Origin of the sequence: Yoonia sp. F2084L (assembly GCF_023015625.1) — a bacterium.
Classification (GTDB): Bacteria; Pseudomonadota; Alphaproteobacteria; order Rhodobacterales; family Rhodobacteraceae; genus Yoonia.
The window spans coordinates 867,692-884,997 of record NZ_JALKAH010000001.1; the positions used below are offsets into that span (position 1 = coordinate 867,692).

Sequence of the window (17,306 nt, forward strand, 5' to 3'; positions counted from 1 at the left end):
AGATGAAGGATACCCCATGACACAACCCGCCGTTGGCGACAAAGCCCCCGACATCAGCCTCCCCCGCGACGGCGGCGAGATTGTGAACCTGTCCGACTTTGCGGACAAAAAGGTGGTGCTGTACTTCTACCCCAAGGACGACACACCCGGCTGCACGAAAGAGGCGATCGGCTTTACCGAAAGCGTAGATGCGTTTGCGGCATTGGACACAGTGATCCTCGGTGTGTCGAAAGACAGCGTCAAAAAGCATGACAAATTCGTCGCAAAGCACGAACTCAAAATCGCATTGCTGTCGGACGAAGAAGGCGACGTCTGCGAACGCTATGGGACATGGGTCGAAAAAAGCATGTACGGCAAAACCTATATGGGGATCGAACGCGCGACCTATCTGATCGACGCCGAAGGCAAGATTGCGCAGGTCTGGCGTAAAGTCCGCGTGCCTGGTCATGTTGACGCCGTTCTTGATGCGGTCCGCGCACTGTGACCCTAACCGAAATGGCCGTCGCGGTACTGACCACCGCTGACGGTCGGGCCAAAACAGCCCTGTCGCGTCAGTGTGCAGCGACGTGGCAAGCGGCGCGCGATGCTGGTGAAACGATCAACATCGGCAATACCAAACCCCCGTTGCGCCCCGCACGGCCTGACAAACCAGAACTGCTCAGCCCGCGTGATGTGCCGCACCGCAAACCCGGCACGGCTGCCGGACAGATCGCTTTGTTGCACGCCGTAGCCCATATTGAGTTGAACGCAGTTGATCTGCATTGGGACATCATCGCGCGGTTTGCGGATACCAAAATGCCCATTGGTTACTATGATGACTGGGTCAAAGCCGCCGACGAAGAATCAAAACATTTCAATCTGATGTGCGACTGTCTTGAAGCACTGGACAGCCATTACGGCGCATTGCCCGCCCATGCGGGCATGTGGCGTGCCGCCGAAGACACGGTAGATGACTTTATGGGGCGGCTGGCTGTCGTGCCGATGGTGCTGGAAGCGCGCGGACTGGATGTCACCCCGGGGATGATCAAGATCTTCAAGCAGGCGAAACTGACCCAAGCGGTTGAGGCGCTAGAGACGATCTATGCCGAAGAGGTCCATCACGTCGCTTATGGGTCCAAATGGTTCCATTTCCTTTGTGGACGCCATGATCTGGACCCAACCGGCGTTTTCCACGGCCTTGTGCGCAAATACTTCCACGGCCCCCTAAAACCGCCGTTCAACGAAGAGAAGCGGGCCGAGGCCGGGATACCACCAGACTTCTACTGGCCCCTTGCCGGAACGACGCAAGCTACCCCTGGGTCATCCAAGTAATAGGCAATTCCCCGCGCAGCCCCCAATAAACATAAGGTACTCTCCATAAAATTGACGCAATAATCTTGCAGGTGCAGGCTGGTGCACTTAAACGAATATGCAACGCTACCGGGTGGGCTCCGGGAGACGGGCAAACGGGACAGGACAGGCTTTATCGTGAGATCACGACTAACAACACGCATCCACACCATGCTGGAACGCGTCTTTCCGGAAAGACGGCTATTCCTCCGCTCGGATAGTGAAACACGCTTCATCCGGCTCAAGCCTGAAACGCAGCTTGTGGCCTGGACCGGCAGTATCATTGTTGTGGCTTGGACAATCATTGCAACCGCCATTTTGTTAATGGATAGCATTGGCGCAGGAAATTTCCGCGCTCAGGCTCAACGCGATCAGCTGACGTATGAACAACGGCTCAACGCGCTATCGACCGAACGCGATGCCCGCGCGATGGAAGCCTTGGCGGCACAAGAGCGGTTCAACTCTGCGCTGCGGCAAATCTCGATCATGCAATCCGAACTGCTCGCGACCGAAGAAAAGCGGCGCGAATTGGAAACCGGACTTGAGGTCGTGCAAGCGACTTTGCGCGATACCATGCGCGCCCGCGAGGACGCACGTCGGCAGGTTGCAGCCCTGTCCGCCGATAACGAAGACGAAGGCACAGCCTCTATCAGCGATGATGCCGCAGGCACGGTTGGTCTGCTGGCAAGCGCGCTGGCAGATACCGCGTCAGAGCGCGATCAAATCGCGGCGGATGCCGAGTTTGCGATTGATCAAGCCCAAGAAATGCAGCTTGAACTGCGCCTCTTGCAAGAACGCAACGACCAGATTTTTCGCCAGTTGGAAGAGGCAATGCTTGTCTCGGTCGAACCACTTGATGATATGTTCCGCGCCGCTGGCATGAACCCCGACAACCTGATTGATCAGGTGCGCCGGGGCTATTCCGGCACCGGTGGGCCGCTGACACCGATCCAGTTTTCGACACGCGGCGGCACACCTGATCCTGATGCGCTGCGCGCCAATGCAATCCTGACAGCGATGGACCGGATCAACCTGTACCGGATCGCGGCTGAAAAAGCGCCCTTCTCAATCCCGGTCAAAGCAAACTTCCGCTATACATCGGGCTTTGGGCCTCGGTGGGGACGCCTGCACGCAGGCACGGACTTTGCAGGACCCATCGGCACACCGATCTATGCGACCGCCGACGGCGTGATCAGCCACGCAGGCTGGGCATCCGGTTATGGCCGCCTTATCAAAATCCGCCACGACTTTGGCATCGAAACACGTTACGCGCATCTAAACACCATGGATGTACGCGTGGGCCAAAGGGTCTCGCGCGGTGAACGAATTGGTGCTATGGGGAATTCTGGTCGTTCAACCGGACCCCACCTTCACTACGAGGTCCGTGTCAACGGCAACCCCGTCAACCCCATGACTTATATAAGAGCTGGACAAGATGTTTTCTAAATCCAAAATCAACGAGCCCGGACCCAAAACGTCCGAAACCGACACGGCCAAAGGCACAGACACTGCAAAGTCCGCAGGTTCTGATTACAAGGCATCTGCCACGCCAAAGGCAAAGCCTGCACCATCCATGCTGTCCTCTGATCTACTGATCACGGGCAACCTGAAGACAAGCGGCGATATTCAGGTCGAAGGCCAGGTTGAGGGCGACATCCGCGCGCACCTACTGACGGTTGGCGAAGGTGCGACGGTCAAAGGTGAAGTTGTTGCAGATGACGTCGTCGTCAACGGTCGCGTTGTCGGCCGCGTCCGTGGCCTGAAGGTTCGCCTGACATCAACCGCACGTGTTGAGGGTGACATCATCCACAAGACAATCGCGATTGAAAGTGGCGCACATTTTGAAGGTTCCGTGCAGCGTCAGGACGATCCACTGGCGACAGGGTCCAAGAAAATGCCGACCACTGCTGCGGCGACTGATCCGAAGGCTTAAAGCAGCTGAAAGCTTCTGAAATTGGGCGTCCTGCAGGGCGCCCTTTTTGCGTTTAAGCCAAGGCGCGCTTATACAAATGCCATGTTGCATGACCCAGTATTGGCAGGACCACCATCAGTCCTAAAAACCACGGCAGCAGCGCCAGCAACGACAGCACCGCGATGATCATCGCCCAGACCAGCATAACAAAAAGGTTCATACGGACCACCTTCATGCTGGTTAGCATCGCCGTTACAAAATCCACTTCGCGATGCAGCACCAGCGGCAGACTGACGACAGTCATCGAAAACAGCACAAACGCCAGCACAGCCCCCACAACCAGTTCAACCACAATCATCGCAATGCCATTGAGCGTCAGAAACACATCCAAACTCTGGCTGATATTGGTCATCGTCGAAAGCCCCATGAACAAGGCAAAGATCATATGGGCAAGAAAGGTCCAGAACAGAAAGTAGATGACAATGATCGCGCCCAGCCACGGCAACTGCCGGGTCCGTTCATTCCAGACAATGCCCAGCACTCCGCCCCATGCCAGCGCTTCACCCGCCTCCATGCGGCGGCTGACCTCGTACAGCCCCGCAGCGGCAAACGGGGCCAGCAAAGGAAAACCCAAGGACGTCGCAAGTGTCCATGTCACATGCCCCGCCCCGATCCAGAGCATCAAAAAACCGCCGACGACATAGACCGCACTGAAGAACAGCCCAAACTGCGGTGCGCGGCGGAAATCACCCAGGCCTGCACGCAGGCTGGCCATGATATCGGCCATTACAATCTGTTGGACCACCAGCTTTTCGGCACCGCCACTCAGAGTATTGGTAGAAGTCACGCCACGCCTCCCCACGCCTTGGACCTTCGGGGGTATCATCGCCTCAAGCCCGCGCAATTGGCAAGGGGGCTTACTCGGCGTTCGCCTCTGCCCTGCTTTTGCCGGACACATCCATCGCGAGGGTTGCGGCCATAAACCCATCCAGATCACCATCGAGCACACCTTTGGTGTCCGAGGTTTCAAAGCTGGTCCGTAGGTCTTTGACCATCTGATAAGGCTGCAAGACATAAGACCGGATCTGGTTGCCCCAACCCGCATCGCCCGCATTTTCATGCGCCTCATTGACCAGCGCAGACCGCTTGTCCAACTCGATCTGATACAAGCGCGATTTCAATGCCTTCATCGCGATATCGCGGTTCTGGTGCTGTGACTTTTCCGAACTTGTCACAACAATCCCGGTCGGGATGTGGGTAATCCGCACGGCGGAATCAGTCGTGTTCACGTGCTGACCACCGGCCCCCGAGGACCGATAGGTATCCAGACGGATGTCAGCGGGGTTCACTTCGATCTCGATATTGTCATCGACAACCGGATAGACCTTGACGGATGTAAATGATGTGTGGCGCTTTGCGGCACTATCGAAGGGCGAAATCCGCACCAGACGATGCACGCCGCTTTCCGACTTCAACCAGCCATAGGCGTTATGCCCGCTGATCTTGTAAGAGGCGGATTTGATCCCGGCCTCATCGCCCGACTGTTCGGCCTGCAATTCGACCTTATAGCCTTTCTTTTCAGCCCAACGGACATACATGCGCGCCAGCATATTGGCCCAATCGCAAGACTCAGTTCCGCCCGCACCGGCGTTGATTTCAAGGAAGGTGTCATTGCCGTCAGCCTCGCCATCCAAGAGCGCCTCAAGCTCTTTCTTGGCGGCCTTGTCCGCAAGGACAAGAAGCGCATTCTCTGCCTCGGTTACGACCTCCGCGTCACCCTCCATCTCGCCCAATTCGATCAGCTCGATGTTATCGGACATCTCTTGACTGATGCTGTCATAGTTGCCCATCGCATCGACCAGCAACTGCCGGTCACGCATCAGTTTTTGGGCCGCCTCAGGATCATCCCACAACGTCGGATCCTCAACGCGCGCATTGAATTCTTCCAGCCGGTGCGGTGCCGTTTCACGGTCCATCCGCTGCGCCAGCAGAGCGAGCGATTTTTCAATCGCTTCCACAGTATTTTGCATTTCCGCGCGCATGGGGCACCTGTCTTATGGTCAAAAGTTTGAATGTTTGATGGTCTTAGCGCGCCACCCGGCCCGCCACAAGCTTGGTCAGTAAAGACCGCCCGTGGACAGGGTGCCAAAGGTTGCCTTGTCGCCCACGGTCGCGGTTTCACCGGTGGATGTCGTGACCTCACGTTGGGTGCGCGGCACATCATCAAAGAGCGGCAGATCAACCCCCATTGCAAAGCCGCCATCAAACATGATCCCGAAAAGTGGCTCTTCGCCCGGACGGAAGCATTCGGTCACGACGTTATCGCCGGACGCACCAATCGGCAGGCGCGCACCGCTGAACCGGTCAATGTTGATGAACTGGCAATCAGCCGGGGCGCGGAATGAGCCCGAGCCGTATTTCTCGATCGCTTCGCCCATGAACTGGTTGAACACCGGCCCGCAGAAACCACCACCCGAGGCACCACGACCCAAGCTGCGTGGTGTGTCATACCCGATATAGCAACCGGCCACGATGTTGGATGAAAAGCCCACAAACCAAACATCCTTGGCATCATTGGTCGTGCCGGTCTTACCTGCAATCGGGACCGGTAGGTTGACGGTACCGCTTGCCGTGCCGCGATCCACGACGCCCTTCATCATGGATGTCAGTTGATAGGCGGTGATTTCATTCATCACACGGTCGCGGTTGGTCATGATGCGCGGCGCATCGCCTTCGGGCAACGTCGTTTGGTCGCAGTCCAGACAAGTGCGCTGATCATGGCGATAAACAGTGTGGCCATAACGGTCTTGCACACGGTCCACCAACGTCGGCTCAACCCGCTCACCACCGTTGGCGAACATCGCGTAGGCTGCAACCATCTTGAACAATGTCGTCTCATCCGAGCCAAGCGAGGCGGCAAGCACGCGGTTCATGTTTTCATAAACGCCAAAGCGTTCGGCATAGCGGCCAACCGTATCAATGCTGATCTCTTGGGCCAGACGAATGGTCATCAGGTTCCGCGACCGTTCGATCCCTGTACGCATCGGCGTCGGCCCGTAAAACTGGTTTGATGAGTTGCGCGGGCGCCACGTGCCTTGTGGCGTATTGATCGTGATCGGCGCATCAACGATAATTGTTGCAGGCGAATAGCCACTGTCGAGTGCGGCGGCATAAACAAACGGCTTGAACGAAGACCCCGGCTGACGCTGCGCCTGAGTCGCACGGTTAAAGACCGAATGCTGATAGCTGAACCCACCCTGCATCGCGATCACGCGTCCGGTATTGACGTCCATCGCCATGAAACCGCCCTGCACTTCCGGCACCTGACGCAATGACCAACGCACAAAATTGCCGTCACCATTCAGCAGGCGGCGCACATGCACAACGTCGCCGGGCGTGAAGTTGTCAAAGAAATCACCCACAAGCCAGCGAATGTCTTCGCGCGGAACGACAAAGGGCTCAGCATCGGTTTCCTGCACACCTTCAATGCCAATCGTCAACGTGTTCTCGGCCACATCGCGGATCACCGCAGGATACCATTGCCCGTCCAGATCAATATCGCGCGGAGCATTCACCGCGGACAGCGCAACGCGCCATTGTTCGGCGCTCAAAGCGTCCTCGGGAATTGTCAGCTCAGTCCCATGCCAGATACCCTGTTCGCGGTCATAGTCCTCTAACGCGCGTTGCAGCGAATGGCGGGCGGTGATCTGCAACTCCGGATCAACGGTCGCGCGGATCGACAGGCCACCCGAAAAGAATTCCTCTTCGCCAAAGTTCTGGCTCAGCTGGCGACGGATTTCATCGGTAAAGTAGTCACGCTCGGGCAGGCTGTCGCGGAAGTCGTCAAAGTCCCCGCCTTGCACGGACAAAAGCGGTGCCTCGCGCTCTGCGTCATAGGTGGCCTGATCAATATAGCCGTTCTCGAACATCTCGCGCAGGGTGTTGTTGCGCCAGAAAATCGCAGCATCCCGGTCACGGACCGGGTGGCGGTTGCTGGGTGATTTGGGGAGTGAGGCCAGATAGGCAGCCTCTCCGGGTGTCAGTTCGGTCAGTGGCTTATTGAAGTATGTCAACGCCGCCGCCGTCACACCAAAACTGTTCTGACCCAGAAAAATCTCATTCAGATAAAGCTCTAGAATACGCTCTTTCGGCATCGCGCCTTCGATACGGACGGCCAGGATAATCTCTTTGATCTTCCGCTCAACCGAGCGCGAGCCATCCAGCAAAAAGTTCTTCATCACCTGCTGCGTGATGGTCGAAGCACCACGCACGTTCTCTCCGCGCGATTCCACCGCATCGACAAAGGCCGACACCATGCCCATCGCGTCATAGCCGGAGTGTTCGTAGAAATTCTTGTCTTCAGCAGAAATGAACGCCTGCTTGACGATATCGGGAATTTCTTCGGCCGGTGTAAACAAACGCCGCTCGACCGCGAATTCGTCGATAATCTGGCCTTCGGCTGAATAAATCCGGCTGATTGTCTTGGGGGTGTACTGCGAAAGCGTCTCATAACTGGGCAAATCGCGGCCATACAAATAGAGCACGCCGCCAATCGCCAGCGCACCCATGATCAGGCCAAGGGTCAGCAGCGTGAAAAGTCCGCCGAGGAATGAGAAGATAAAGCGCAACACGTAAACTGGCCCAGCCCTGATTGTTTGGCAACGGTATACGCGCCCGAAGGCCCCGGGTCAAAAGGCCAAATGCCGCGTTCGGCCAGAAGATGCCGCCAAATCGCTCACTTTCTCATGAGCTCTTGCGCAGCGTTTCGCAACGCTGCATTCAGACGCCATGCGTGCACAAGATGTTATTCCGACCTATGAGCGTGTTGGCCAAACCTGGGCCAAACACCGCAACCGTAACCTGTTTGAAAAGAAGTGGTTGGACCGTTTCTTGACCGCAGCGCCCCGCAGCACCGGCCCGGTGCGGGTACTTGACCTGGGTTGTGGCTCTGGTCAGCCGATAGCGACTTATCTGGCGGAAAGAGGCGCAAGCATGACCGGTGTTGATGCCGCTGCGACGATGACCGCGCTTTATGCAAAGGCGCTACCGAAAGCGGACATCGTTCAGACTGATATGCGCGGCCTCGCCCTTGATCACTCATTCGATGCTATCCTTGCATGGGACAGCTTTTTCCACCTTTCAGCCGAAGACCAGCGGCCTATGTTTGCAACCTTTGCAGCGCATGCCGCCCCGCGTGCCGCCTTGATGTTCACCTCAGGCCATATGGCAGGCGAAGCCATTGGCACCGTCGCCGATGAACCCATCTACCACGCATCCCTTGATCCGGCAGAATACCGTAGCTTGCTTGAAGACGCCGGGTTCAAGGTCCTTTACTACACCCCTGAGGACCCCGACTGCGGGCAGCACACTGTCTGGCTGGCGCAATACCGCCCCTAACGGGCCATCAGCGCGATCGTATCCCGGATAGCGCGGGCAATCCGTGCCCGGCCTTCCGCACTTGCCAACACGGCACGATCATCAGCATTCGATAAGAAGCCTGCTTCGACCAACACACTCGGAAAATCAGCCGCAGTCAGTACTGCAAACTGCCCTTCGCGGCGCGGGCGCGTGTTCAAACGCACTCCTTCGGCGCGCATCGAAGACACCAAGGCATCCGCAAACCGGCGGCCCGCTGGCCCGGTTTCCGCACGCGCCAAATCCATCAAGGCCTTCGCCACTCGGTCCTCTGCTGCACTCAGATCGACACCTGCCAGCAAATCACCGCGCTCATGACGTTCGACAATGCGGCGTGCAGCATCGGACCCACCATCCGCAGATAATGTATAAACAGATGCTCCCTGCGCCTCATCCTCGTCCAACGCATCCGCGTGGAGCGAGATAAACAGATCAGCACCCACCCGCCGCGCAATCGTCATCCGAGCTGACAGCGGCACAAAATTATCGCCTTCTCTGGTCAGCACCGGGCGCACACCGTCAAGATCGCGCAGCATCACCGCCAGTTCCTCGGCCAGAACCAGCATCAAATCGGCTTCTTTGATGCCACCTTGATTGGCGCCGGGGTCAATACCGCCGTGCCCCGGATCAATCACAACGACAAAGTCCTCGCTCTCGGCCAGTTGTGCCGCGACCTGCGGGTCAAATCCCGTCACGACCTCCCAACCCGGATCAGGCGGCGCACCGGCGCTAGCTGCAAATTCTTCCGCAGTCGCACGTTCCAGCACGACCTTCAGGTCAGCGCCCTCAGCCACCGTCACCATCCCAGCCTCAGCGATCACCAGTGGTTCCGCCAGATCGACCACCATGCGCGACCAACCGGGGCGCAACGGGCCTACCCGCACGGCGGTCGCCCGATTACCTGATAAGACATTCAGAGGTTCGATCGCCCCAAAAGTCACCCCTTCAAAATCCAGCACCAAGCGGCGCGGCTGATCCAGCGTAAACACGCGATACGGGGTGATCTGGCTGAGCCCCAGTTTCACCTCAAGCGTCCACCACCCGTCACGTACCGCCGTCCGCTCAGGATCAACACTGACCTGCGCCGCCGCAACATTGGCTGCGAGGAAGAACGCAAGGATCCAGCGGATCATGCCGCGCGCGCCTTCATGAAGCGGCCCAGACGGTCCAGTCCTTCGGTGATATCCGCAGTTGATCTTGCATAGGAAAACCGCAGCCAGTGGTGACCACGGGCCGCATCAAAATCAAGACCCGGGGTCACGGCGACGCCTGCCTGATCAAGGATTTCAGCCGCAAAGGCCAAGGCATCATCGGTGTATTCGGACACATCCACATAAACATAAAACGCACCATCTGGCGGGGCAAACCGGGTCAAACCCGCCGCCTGCAACCCATCAATCATCAACGCGCGATTAGCTTGATAGACCGCCTTGTTCGCCTCTAACTCATCCGTGCAATCCATCGCGTGCAAAGCCAGCCGTTGGGCGGCATGGGGGGCGCAAATAAACATGTTCTGGGCCAGTCGTTCGACCTGCCGCACGTGATCGTGCGGCACAATCATCCAGCCCACGCGCCAGCCGGTCATCGAAAAGTATTTGGAGAACGAATTGACGACATAGACCTCATCAGTCACCTGCAACGCGCTGACAGGGGACGTGTCATAATCAATGCCATGATAAATCTCATCCGAGATCAGCGCGGCACCCTGCGCCTGACACGCCGCAGCCAAAGCAGCCAGCCCGGCACGATCCAACATCGTGCCTGTCGGGTTGGCAGGGGAGGCAACGATCAAGCCATCGAGATCATGCGCGGCCACATCAGATGGCAGAGGCTGAAACCGCTGCGCAAATGTTGTAGGAATATCGACCGGTGACAGACCGACGGCCTTCAAAATCTGACGGTATGATGGATAGCATGGCGTGCCCAATCCGACCCGCGCGTCATTGTCAAAAAGCGCCGAAAACGCCAGCAGGAAGGCTCCCGATGCGCCGCTGGTGATCACAACGCGGGCCGGATCAAGCGACACGCCGTACCAATCCGCATAATGCTGCGCGATGCGTTCCTTCAACGCGGGCAGCCCAAGGGCGACGGTATATCCCAGCGGATCAGCCATATCTGCAATCAGCTTGGCCTTCGCCGCCTCCGGCGCACCCGTCCCCGGCTGGCCGACTTCCATATGGATGATATGCCGCCCGGCCTCTTCCGCTTTGCGGGCGGCTTCCATCACATCCATCACAATGAACGGATCAACATCACCTCTGTTTGAGCGTCTCATGGCCTGCCTCAACTGCTTTGAGGTCTGTTTGCCCCTGCAAGGCGGGGGGCGTCAATGGGCAAGCGCCGTGTAACGCTTTACGAGACGTCAAAACCACCGCACTGTCGGTCCATTCAGTTTACCGTAATGGTGATCGCTTCGCTCATGACAGGCGGGTCATGAGGTACATGTGTCCAATCACCCAGCAAGAGTTGCAGCGTATGGGTGCCGGCAGGCAAATCCTTGGTCACCTGTGTCTGACCACCACCAAAGTGAACAATCTGATCAGTTGCAGGCAGACCAGCCTCCATATCAAGCGTCGTAGGGTCGATATTGATCAGCAAATGGTGATGGCCCGTATTCTCGATCTCAACATTTGCGGGCGCTATACCCATGCCCTCAAGCCCGAACACAATCGTGACCGGGTTTGGCACGGTCGCCCCATCGGTTGGCGAAATGATATAGGCTTTTGCACCCTCAGGCGCCGGGCTGCGATGCCCGTCTGCAAAGGATGGGCTGGCAAGCAGGGTGGCTGCGGCAATAACTTGAGCAAGGTATTTCATGTAATCCTCCCGATCCGTTGAACTTGATGATGTAATCATAGAACTAGGCCCAATAGCGCCAGAAACAATGCAACTACCTGTAGGCAAGGCCTAACATCACCGGAAAATGAAAGGGCGCTTGCGCGTGAAACACCGATACGCGACAGACTTGCGGGTCTGCGGCTACTCTGCAGCCACGTCCTTTTGCGCTTCGAGTTCAGCAGCCTTCTTTTCGACCTGCTCAACGATATGTTCGATCATTTCGTCGTTAGACTGCTTATGGCTTTGCTTGCCGGCCAGATAGACCATGCCAGACCCGGCACCACCGCCGGTAAAGCCCACATCAGTCATCAGCGCCTCACCGGGGCCATTCACCACACAGCCGATGATCGACAGCGACATCGGTGTCTTGATATGTTCCAGTCGCTTTTCGAGCGCTTCTACTGTCTTGATCACGTCAAACCCCTGACGCGCGCAAGACGGGCAGGAGATGATGTTCACACCGCGATGGCGCAGGCCGAGCGATTTCAAAATCTCGAAACCCATCTTCACCTCTTCGACGGGATCAGCCGACAATGAAACACGGATCGTATCACCAATTCCCATCCACAACAGGTTGCCCATGCCAATGGCAGATTTAACAGTGCCGCTGATCAGACCACCCGCCTCAGTGATGCCCAGGTGGATAGGCGCATCCGTCGCCTCGGCCAGCTGTTGATAGGCGGCGGCCGCCATAAACACGTCAGAGGCTTTGCAAGAAATCTTGAATTCGTGGAAATCATTGTCCTGCAGTATCTTGATATGATCGAGTCCGCTTTCCACCATCGCATCGGGGCAAGGCTCACCATATTTGTCCAGCAGGTGCTTTTCCAAGGAACCGGCATTCACGCCAATGCGGATCGAACAATTATGATCGCGGGCTGCCTTGATCACTTCTTTCACGCGCTTTTCGTCACCGATGTTACCGGGGTTGATGCGCAGGCAGGCGGCCCCCGCCTCTGCCGCTTCGATCCCGCGTTTGTAGTGAAAGTGGATATCGGCCACGATAGGCACAGATACTTCCGGCACGATCAGCTTCAGCGCCGCACTTGATGCCTCGTCCGGCACAGAAATACGCACGATGTCTGCACCTGCCTCGGCTGCGGCGTTCACCTGCGCGATCGTCCCTTTGACATCCGTGGTCAACGTGTTCGTCATGGTTTGCACGGAAATCGGCGCGTCACCCCCTACAGGCACATTGCCCACCATAATCTGACGCGATTTGCGGCGGTAGATGTTACGCCAAGGGCGAATATGGTTCAAAGACATCGGAATTCCGGCTTTCGACTACAAATCTGTTGTCGGTAACCTATGCCGCGCGCGCCGTCTCAGCAAGCGCTCGGGACTGCGATTATTCGTCCACCGCGACCTCAGCCACATTGACGATCTCGGCCAGATCATCATCCGCTGTCAAATCGGCAACGGCGTAGGTCTCTGTCAGGCTTTGGGTCGTCAAAGCCACGTTCGAGGTCACAACTCCCGACGGGCCAACCGGCCCATAATGCACGCCGTTCACCGCAAAATACATCGCGCCGCTTTCACCCACACGCAGCGTGGCAGGTTCTTCTGTTGCCGGAACCACAAAGTTCTGTCCCGGCTCCATCACACCTTCAAAAATCACCGTACCATCGGCAGAGCGTACACGGACCCACGCAGGGCGCACAGCGACCAACTGCAACTCGGGCACATCCGGTTCAACGACTTGGATCGCAGGTGGTGTCGGCAAATCAGCACTCGCAACACTCAGTTCCGGCACCTCCGGTACACCCACGTCAGGCATCAGCGCTCCGATTGTACCTGGGCTGAGTGTCGAAATTGGTGCATCACGCGCCACAAGCACAGGCACGTCCAAAGCTTGTGGCCGATAAAGCCGATCCAACGCCTGTGCTGTTGGAGCCTGAAAACCGGCTAGAGCATCATTCGTCTCAATCGCATTCGTAGCACCTGCCAGCGGGTCGAGATCGGATAAGACAACGGGTGTCTGCTCGATCGGTGCAAACTGTACCTTTTGCACCTCTTGCAGCACGGTCCAGCCACCGTATCCCAAGGCTGAGATCAGCGCGATCAATACGGCAACTGAGCCTATCGCGCGCGGTTCAACGCCTGAAAACACGGCCTCGCCTGCGGGAATAAAGGGCGTGGCGGAGGATGAAAAAATATCTTTGCCCAAAGGCGTTGAGGCAGGATCGAAACTTTTTCCTTTTAGCGATGATGCCTCGGCAGACATACCATGCGCCGTTACAAATCCGCTTTCTTTGCAGAAAGTCGCAAATGCGTCATCGGGGTCCATGCCCAGATAACGGGCGTATGACCGCACGTAGCCCGCAATAAATCCGGGGGTATCAAAAGCGGAAGGATCGGCATTTTCGATGGCGGCAATATAGGCGGCTTTGATCTTGAGCTCGCGTTGGACGTCCAACAGGCTTTTGCCCATTGTCGCACGTTCACCGCGCATCAAATCGCCCAAACGTAAATCGTAGGCGTCAAACCCTATGGTTTGTACGTCCTCCGACGCGTCCGCACGCTTGAAGGTCTTCCCGATCATCGACTGTCCCGCCGCTCAATGCCCCTAAGCGCCAATCGTCCAACGAATCGAAACAATACAAGCGCCTAGCACTTAAATAACACGTCCTACAAAGTTATGCACAGGTCTATATTATGTTATCCGGCAAGCTCAGCGCGATTTAGCGCACAGTGTGACCAAAGATCATCCAAAGCGCCCACCAAAGCATCCATTTCACGTGGGCCATGTACGGGTGAAGGCGTAAACCGCAACCGCTCTGTCCCACGTGGAACCGTGGGAAAGTTGATCGGTTGCACGTAAATTCCGAACTCGGACAACAACATATCTGACAATTTCTTTGTATGAACAGGGTCGCCCACGATCAGCGGCACGATATGACTGCCATGGTCAATGATCGGCAGACCCATCCCTTTCAGCCGCAGCTTAAGAATTTTTGCCTGCGTCTGATGCCGTTCGCGCGATGCTTGATCGGTTTTCAGATGCGCAACCGAGGCCGCAGCACCGGCTGCAACAGCGGGCGGCAAGGATGTGGTAAAGATGAATCCTGGCGCATAAGATCTTATTGCATCACACATTTTCGCGCTTGCCGCGATATAACCGCCCATCACACCATAGGCTTTCGCCAGTGTGCCGTTGATAATGTCGATGCGCCCCATCAACCCATCACGCTCGGCCACACCCGCGCCGCGGGGGCCGTACATGCCAACGGCGTGCACTTCGTCGATATAGGTCAGCGCACCAAATTCATTCGCCAGATCGCAGATCTCTTCAATCGGGCCAAAATCGCCATCCATCGAATAGATCGATTCAAATGCAATCACCTTTGGCGCGGCAGGATCGTCAGCCGCCAGCAGCTCGCGCAGGTGGGCCACATCATTGTGACGGAAAATGCGTTTGGCACCGCCGTTGCGACGAACACCTTCGATCATCGACGCGTGGTTCAAAGCGTCAGAATAGATGATCAAACCGGGAAACAGCTTTGGCAGTGTGCTTAACGTGGCGTCATTGGCGATATAGGCGGAGGTGAAAAGCAAGGCCGCTTCCTTGCGATGCAAATCGGCCAACTCTGCCTCAAGCCGCTTGTGATAGACCGTCGTGCCGGAAATATTACGTGTCCCGCCAGAGCCCGCACCGGTTGCATCAATCGCCTCATGCATCGCCGCCAATACGGACGGATGCTGACCCATGCCAAGATAGTCGTTACCGCACCACACCGTTACGGGGGCATCAGAGCCATCAGGCTTTCGCCATGTTGCATGGGGAAACTGACCGCGTTTTCGTTCAATGTCGATGAAAGTCCGATAGCGACCTTCTTCGTGCAAACGTTCAATCGCTGTATCCAACTGGGCGTTATAGTCCACGTCGTCGTCCTTTACTTCGGTACAAAAACCACCCTTTCGGCAGGCCTTTGAATCGTTCTAAACCTCATATAGAGCGCGACAGCACGGGGCAAGACGTTACAAAGTGTCGCGACACGTCACATCATTGATGAAAGGTCTGACGACGTGCTTCATTGATTTGCATCAAAGGCTGCGTAAAAATATCCAAACTGATCATTTTCCGCGTCCAATCAAACTTCGGGGTCAGCGCCAAAGGCGCGAGTCGCAGCGCACCTCTTTTTGCGCCATTGACCTAATGCGCAATTCCGACAACGTTACGCGAAACACTTAAGAAGTAGGTAACAGCCATGACCCTCACCCCCGTGCTCGCCCGTATTGACGCGGACCTGCCCCAAGCGACTGCGCGCCTCCTAGAGCTTTTGCGCATTCCCTCCATCTCGACCGATCCCGCCTACAAAAGCGATTGTGACACCGCAGCCGACTGGCTTGTTGCTGACCTGCAATCCATCGGGTTCGAGGCCTCCAAGCGGCCCACGACAGGACACCCGATGGTCGTGGCCCATACCGGTGGCGACGGCCCGCACATTCTGTTTTACGGCCACTACGACGTGCAACCCGTTGATCCACTTGAATTATGGGACCGCGACCCTTTTGACCCGCAAGTCGAAGACACCGCCAAAGGCCAAGTCATTCGCGGCCGCGGATCGTCAGACGACAAAGGGCAGCTGATGACTTTTGTCGAAGCCTGCCGCGCATGGAAAGCAGAGCACGGCACCCTGCCCGCCAACATTACGATCTTTTTCGAAGGCGAAGAGGAATCAGGTTCACCCTCTCTCACCCCCTTCATGGAAGAAAACCGCGAGGAACTGACAGCCGATATCGCACTGATCTGTGACACCGGCCTTTACGGCGACAGCACACCTGCGATCATCACCCAACTGCGCGGTCTCTTGGGCGAAGAACTAACTATCACGGGGCCCGACAAAGACCTGCACTCTGGCATGTATGGCGGGCTGGCCATGAACCCTGCCCGCGTTCTGGCACGCATCATCGCAGCCCTGCATGACGACAACGGACGGATCACCGTGCCGGGGTTCTACGACGGTGTACCGGAGCTTTCCAACGAACTTGCCGCGGCATGGGACGACCTGAAATTCGACGAAAAACACTTCCTTGGTGAAGTCGGCCTGTCCGAGCCCGCAGGCGAAGTCGGTCGCCGCCCGCTGGAGATGATCTGGTCACGCCCCACCTGCGAAGTGAACGGCATGTGGTCCGGTTACACAGGCGACGGTTTCAAAACAGTGCTACCGTCCGAAGCGCACGCCAAAATCAGCTTCCGCCTTGTCGGCACGCAGGACCCGCTGAAAATCCGCGAGAGTTTCCGCAACATGGTCCAAAGCATGCTGCCCGCCGATTGTTCGGTCAGCTTCAGCGACCATGGGGCAAGTGCCGCCGGGCAAATGACAACAACGCACCCCGCCTTCGATCAAGCGCGCAAAGCCCTATCCGACGAATGGCCCAACGCCGCGGCCTACGTCGGCTGCGGCGGGTCCATCCCAATTGCAGGACATTTCAAGGACATCCTGGACATGGACGCGATGCTGATTGGCTTTGGAAAAGACGACGACGCCATCCACTCACCCAACGAAAAATATGACCTGTCGTCATTCCATAAGGGGATCAGAAGCTGGGCACGCATTTTGGATGCAATGACGTCTTAGGTTCAAGGTGGATCAAGAATTGCCTCACTTTTTGGAACAGATGACGCGCTTGCCTATGCTCAACACCTTGTTGACGCAAACCCCAGCGATGCCCGCGCCTATGTCATTGATGTCTGCAAGACATCGGAGGGTCTTAGGATGATAGAAACAAATTGCATCAACACCGCAGGTTTTTACGCAACCAATTTGATCAAGCTGGCAAATGCGATTGATCCGATGGAATGAGGAAA

At 56.8% G+C, this 17,306-nt stretch carries 15 protein-coding genes; 6 read left to right on the forward strand and 9 right to left on the reverse strand.

The features are described from left to right. Positions 1-16 precede the first annotated feature (16 nt). The 4 genes from bcp (at position 17) to MWU60_RS04265 (ending at position 3,262) form a co-directional block, all read left to right on the forward strand. Positions 17-484 carry a thioredoxin-dependent thiol peroxidase gene (bcp, locus tag MWU60_RS04250; protein ID WP_247225863.1) on the forward strand — a complete coding sequence of 156 codons (468 nt, stop codon included), beginning with the start codon at positions 17-19 and terminating at the stop codon, positions 482-484. 11 nt (positions 485-495) lie between these two features. Next, the gene (locus MWU60_RS04255) at positions 496-1,311 is read left to right on the forward strand and encodes a ferritin-like domain-containing protein (RefSeq protein WP_247225865.1); all 816 of its coding nucleotides are present in this window, start codon (positions 496-498) and stop codon (positions 1,309-1,311) included. Between the two features lie 156 nt (positions 1,312-1,467). After that, positions 1,468-2,775: a M23 family metallopeptidase gene (locus MWU60_RS04260; RefSeq protein WP_247225866.1), complete on the forward strand. Its 1,308-nt coding sequence runs from the start codon at positions 1,468-1,470 to the stop codon at positions 2,773-2,775. Continuing rightward, a complete protein-coding gene (locus MWU60_RS04265; protein ID WP_247225867.1) occupies positions 2,765-3,262 on the forward strand; it encodes a polymer-forming cytoskeletal protein in 498 nt (165 codons plus the stop codon). Before MWU60_RS04260 ends, MWU60_RS04265 begins: the two co-directional genes overlap by 11 nt. A 52-nt stretch (positions 3,263-3,314) precedes the next feature. On the opposite strand, the gene MWU60_RS04270 is transcribed toward MWU60_RS04265, so the two are convergent. The 3 genes from MWU60_RS04270 to MWU60_RS04280 form a co-directional block, all read right to left on the reverse strand. Next, positions 3,315-4,028: a DUF2189 domain-containing protein gene (locus tag MWU60_RS04270; RefSeq protein WP_247226176.1), complete on the reverse strand. Its 714-nt coding sequence runs from the start codon at positions 4,026-4,028 to the stop codon at positions 3,315-3,317. A 130-nt stretch (positions 4,029-4,158) separates the two neighbouring features. Beyond that, positions 4,159-5,283 carry a peptide chain release factor 2 gene (gene prfB / locus MWU60_RS04275; RefSeq protein ID WP_247225868.1) on the reverse strand — a complete coding sequence of 375 codons (1,125 nt, stop codon included), beginning with the start codon at positions 5,281-5,283 and terminating at the stop codon, positions 4,159-4,161. A gap of 75 nt (positions 5,284-5,358) precedes the next feature. Then, positions 5,359-7,872, reverse strand: a complete 2,514-nt coding sequence (locus tag MWU60_RS04280) for a PBP1A family penicillin-binding protein (protein WP_247225869.1) — start codon at positions 7,870-7,872, stop codon at positions 5,359-5,361. A gap of 157 nt (positions 7,873-8,029) precedes the next feature. Here MWU60_RS04280 and MWU60_RS04285 point away from each other — a divergent pair, with 157 nt between their 5' ends. Continuing rightward, the gene (locus MWU60_RS04285; RefSeq protein WP_247225870.1) at positions 8,030-8,638 is read left to right on the forward strand and encodes a class I SAM-dependent methyltransferase; all 609 of its coding nucleotides are present in this window, start codon (positions 8,030-8,032) and stop codon (positions 8,636-8,638) included. Here the strand turns inward: MWU60_RS04285 and MWU60_RS04290 are convergent. From MWU60_RS04290 to hemA, 6 genes are all read right to left on the reverse strand, one after another. Beyond that, the gene (locus MWU60_RS04290) at positions 8,635-9,789 is read right to left on the reverse strand and encodes an N-acetylmuramoyl-L-alanine amidase (RefSeq protein WP_247225871.1); all 1,155 of its coding nucleotides are present in this window, start codon (positions 9,787-9,789) and stop codon (positions 8,635-8,637) included. The genes MWU60_RS04285 and MWU60_RS04290 overlap by 4 nt on opposite strands. Further along, positions 9,786-10,931 carry an aminotransferase class I/II-fold pyridoxal phosphate-dependent enzyme gene (locus tag MWU60_RS04295; RefSeq protein ID WP_247225872.1) on the reverse strand — a complete coding sequence of 382 codons (1,146 nt, stop codon included), beginning with the start codon at positions 10,929-10,931 and terminating at the stop codon, positions 9,786-9,788. The genes MWU60_RS04290 and MWU60_RS04295 overlap by 4 nt, the downstream gene beginning before the upstream one ends. A 113-nt stretch (positions 10,932-11,044) precedes the next feature. Further along, positions 11,045-11,473, reverse strand: coding sequence for a DUF4399 domain-containing protein (locus MWU60_RS04300; RefSeq protein WP_247225873.1), 429 nt, complete (start codon positions 11,471-11,473; stop codon positions 11,045-11,047). Between the two features lie 162 nt (positions 11,474-11,635). Continuing rightward, the gene (ispG, locus tag MWU60_RS04305; RefSeq protein ID WP_247225875.1) at positions 11,636-12,760 is read right to left on the reverse strand and encodes a flavodoxin-dependent (E)-4-hydroxy-3-methylbut-2-enyl-diphosphate synthase; all 1,125 of its coding nucleotides are present in this window, start codon (positions 12,758-12,760) and stop codon (positions 11,636-11,638) included. Between the two features lie 82 nt (positions 12,761-12,842). Then, positions 12,843-14,036 (reverse strand): helix-turn-helix domain-containing protein, encoded by a 1,194-nt coding sequence (locus MWU60_RS04310; protein ID WP_247225876.1) that lies wholly within the window; start codon positions 14,034-14,036, stop codon positions 12,843-12,845. Positions 14,037-14,152: 116 nt separating this feature from the next. Continuing rightward, a complete protein-coding gene (gene hemA, locus MWU60_RS04315; RefSeq protein ID WP_247225878.1) occupies positions 14,153-15,376 on the reverse strand; it encodes a 5-aminolevulinate synthase in 1,224 nt (407 codons plus the stop codon). 326 nt (positions 15,377-15,702) lie between these two features. Between hemA and MWU60_RS04320 the strand changes: the two genes are divergently transcribed. Beyond that, positions 15,703-17,076, forward strand: coding sequence for a M20/M25/M40 family metallo-hydrolase (locus tag MWU60_RS04320; protein ID WP_247225880.1), 1,374 nt, complete (start codon positions 15,703-15,705; stop codon positions 17,074-17,076). Positions 17,077-17,306: the final 230 nt, after the last annotated feature.

Coding starts and splice junctions, on each gene's coding strand:
- prfB (WP_247225868.1), bottom strand. CDS start 5,283: ATGCGCGCGGAAATGCAAAATACTGTGGAAGCGATTGAAAAATCGCTC.
- MWU60_RS04285 (WP_247225870.1), top strand. CDS start 8,030: ATGCGTGCACAAGATGTTATTCCGACCTATGAGCGTGTTGGCCAAACC.
- MWU60_RS04265 (WP_247225867.1), top strand. CDS start 2,765: ATGTTTTCTAAATCCAAAATCAACGAGCCCGGACCCAAAACGTCCGAA.
- bcp (WP_247225863.1), top strand. CDS start 17: ATGACACAACCCGCCGTTGGCGACAAAGCCCCCGACATCAGCCTCCCC.
- MWU60_RS04290 (WP_247225871.1), bottom strand. CDS start 9,789: ATGATCCGCTGGATCCTTGCGTTCTTCCTCGCAGCCAATGTTGCGGCG.
- MWU60_RS04320 (WP_247225880.1), top strand. CDS start 15,703: ATGACCCTCACCCCCGTGCTCGCCCGTATTGACGCGGACCTGCCCCAA.
- MWU60_RS04295 (WP_247225872.1), bottom strand. CDS start 10,931: ATGAGACGCTCAAACAGAGGTGATGTTGATCCGTTCATTGTGATGGAT.
- MWU60_RS04300 (WP_247225873.1), bottom strand. CDS start 11,473: ATGAAATACCTTGCTCAAGTTATTGCCGCAGCCACCCTGCTTGCCAGC.
- MWU60_RS04270 (WP_247226176.1), bottom strand. CDS start 4,028: ATGGCCGATATCATGGCCAGCCTGCGTGCAGGCCTGGGTGATTTCCGC.
- MWU60_RS04255 (WP_247225865.1), top strand. CDS start 496: ATGGCCGTCGCGGTACTGACCACCGCTGACGGTCGGGCCAAAACAGCC.
- MWU60_RS04310 (WP_247225876.1), bottom strand. CDS start 14,036: ATGATCGGGAAGACCTTCAAGCGTGCGGACGCGTCGGAGGACGTACAA.
- ispG (WP_247225875.1), bottom strand. CDS start 12,760: ATGTCTTTGAACCATATTCGCCCTTGGCGTAACATCTACCGCCGCAAA.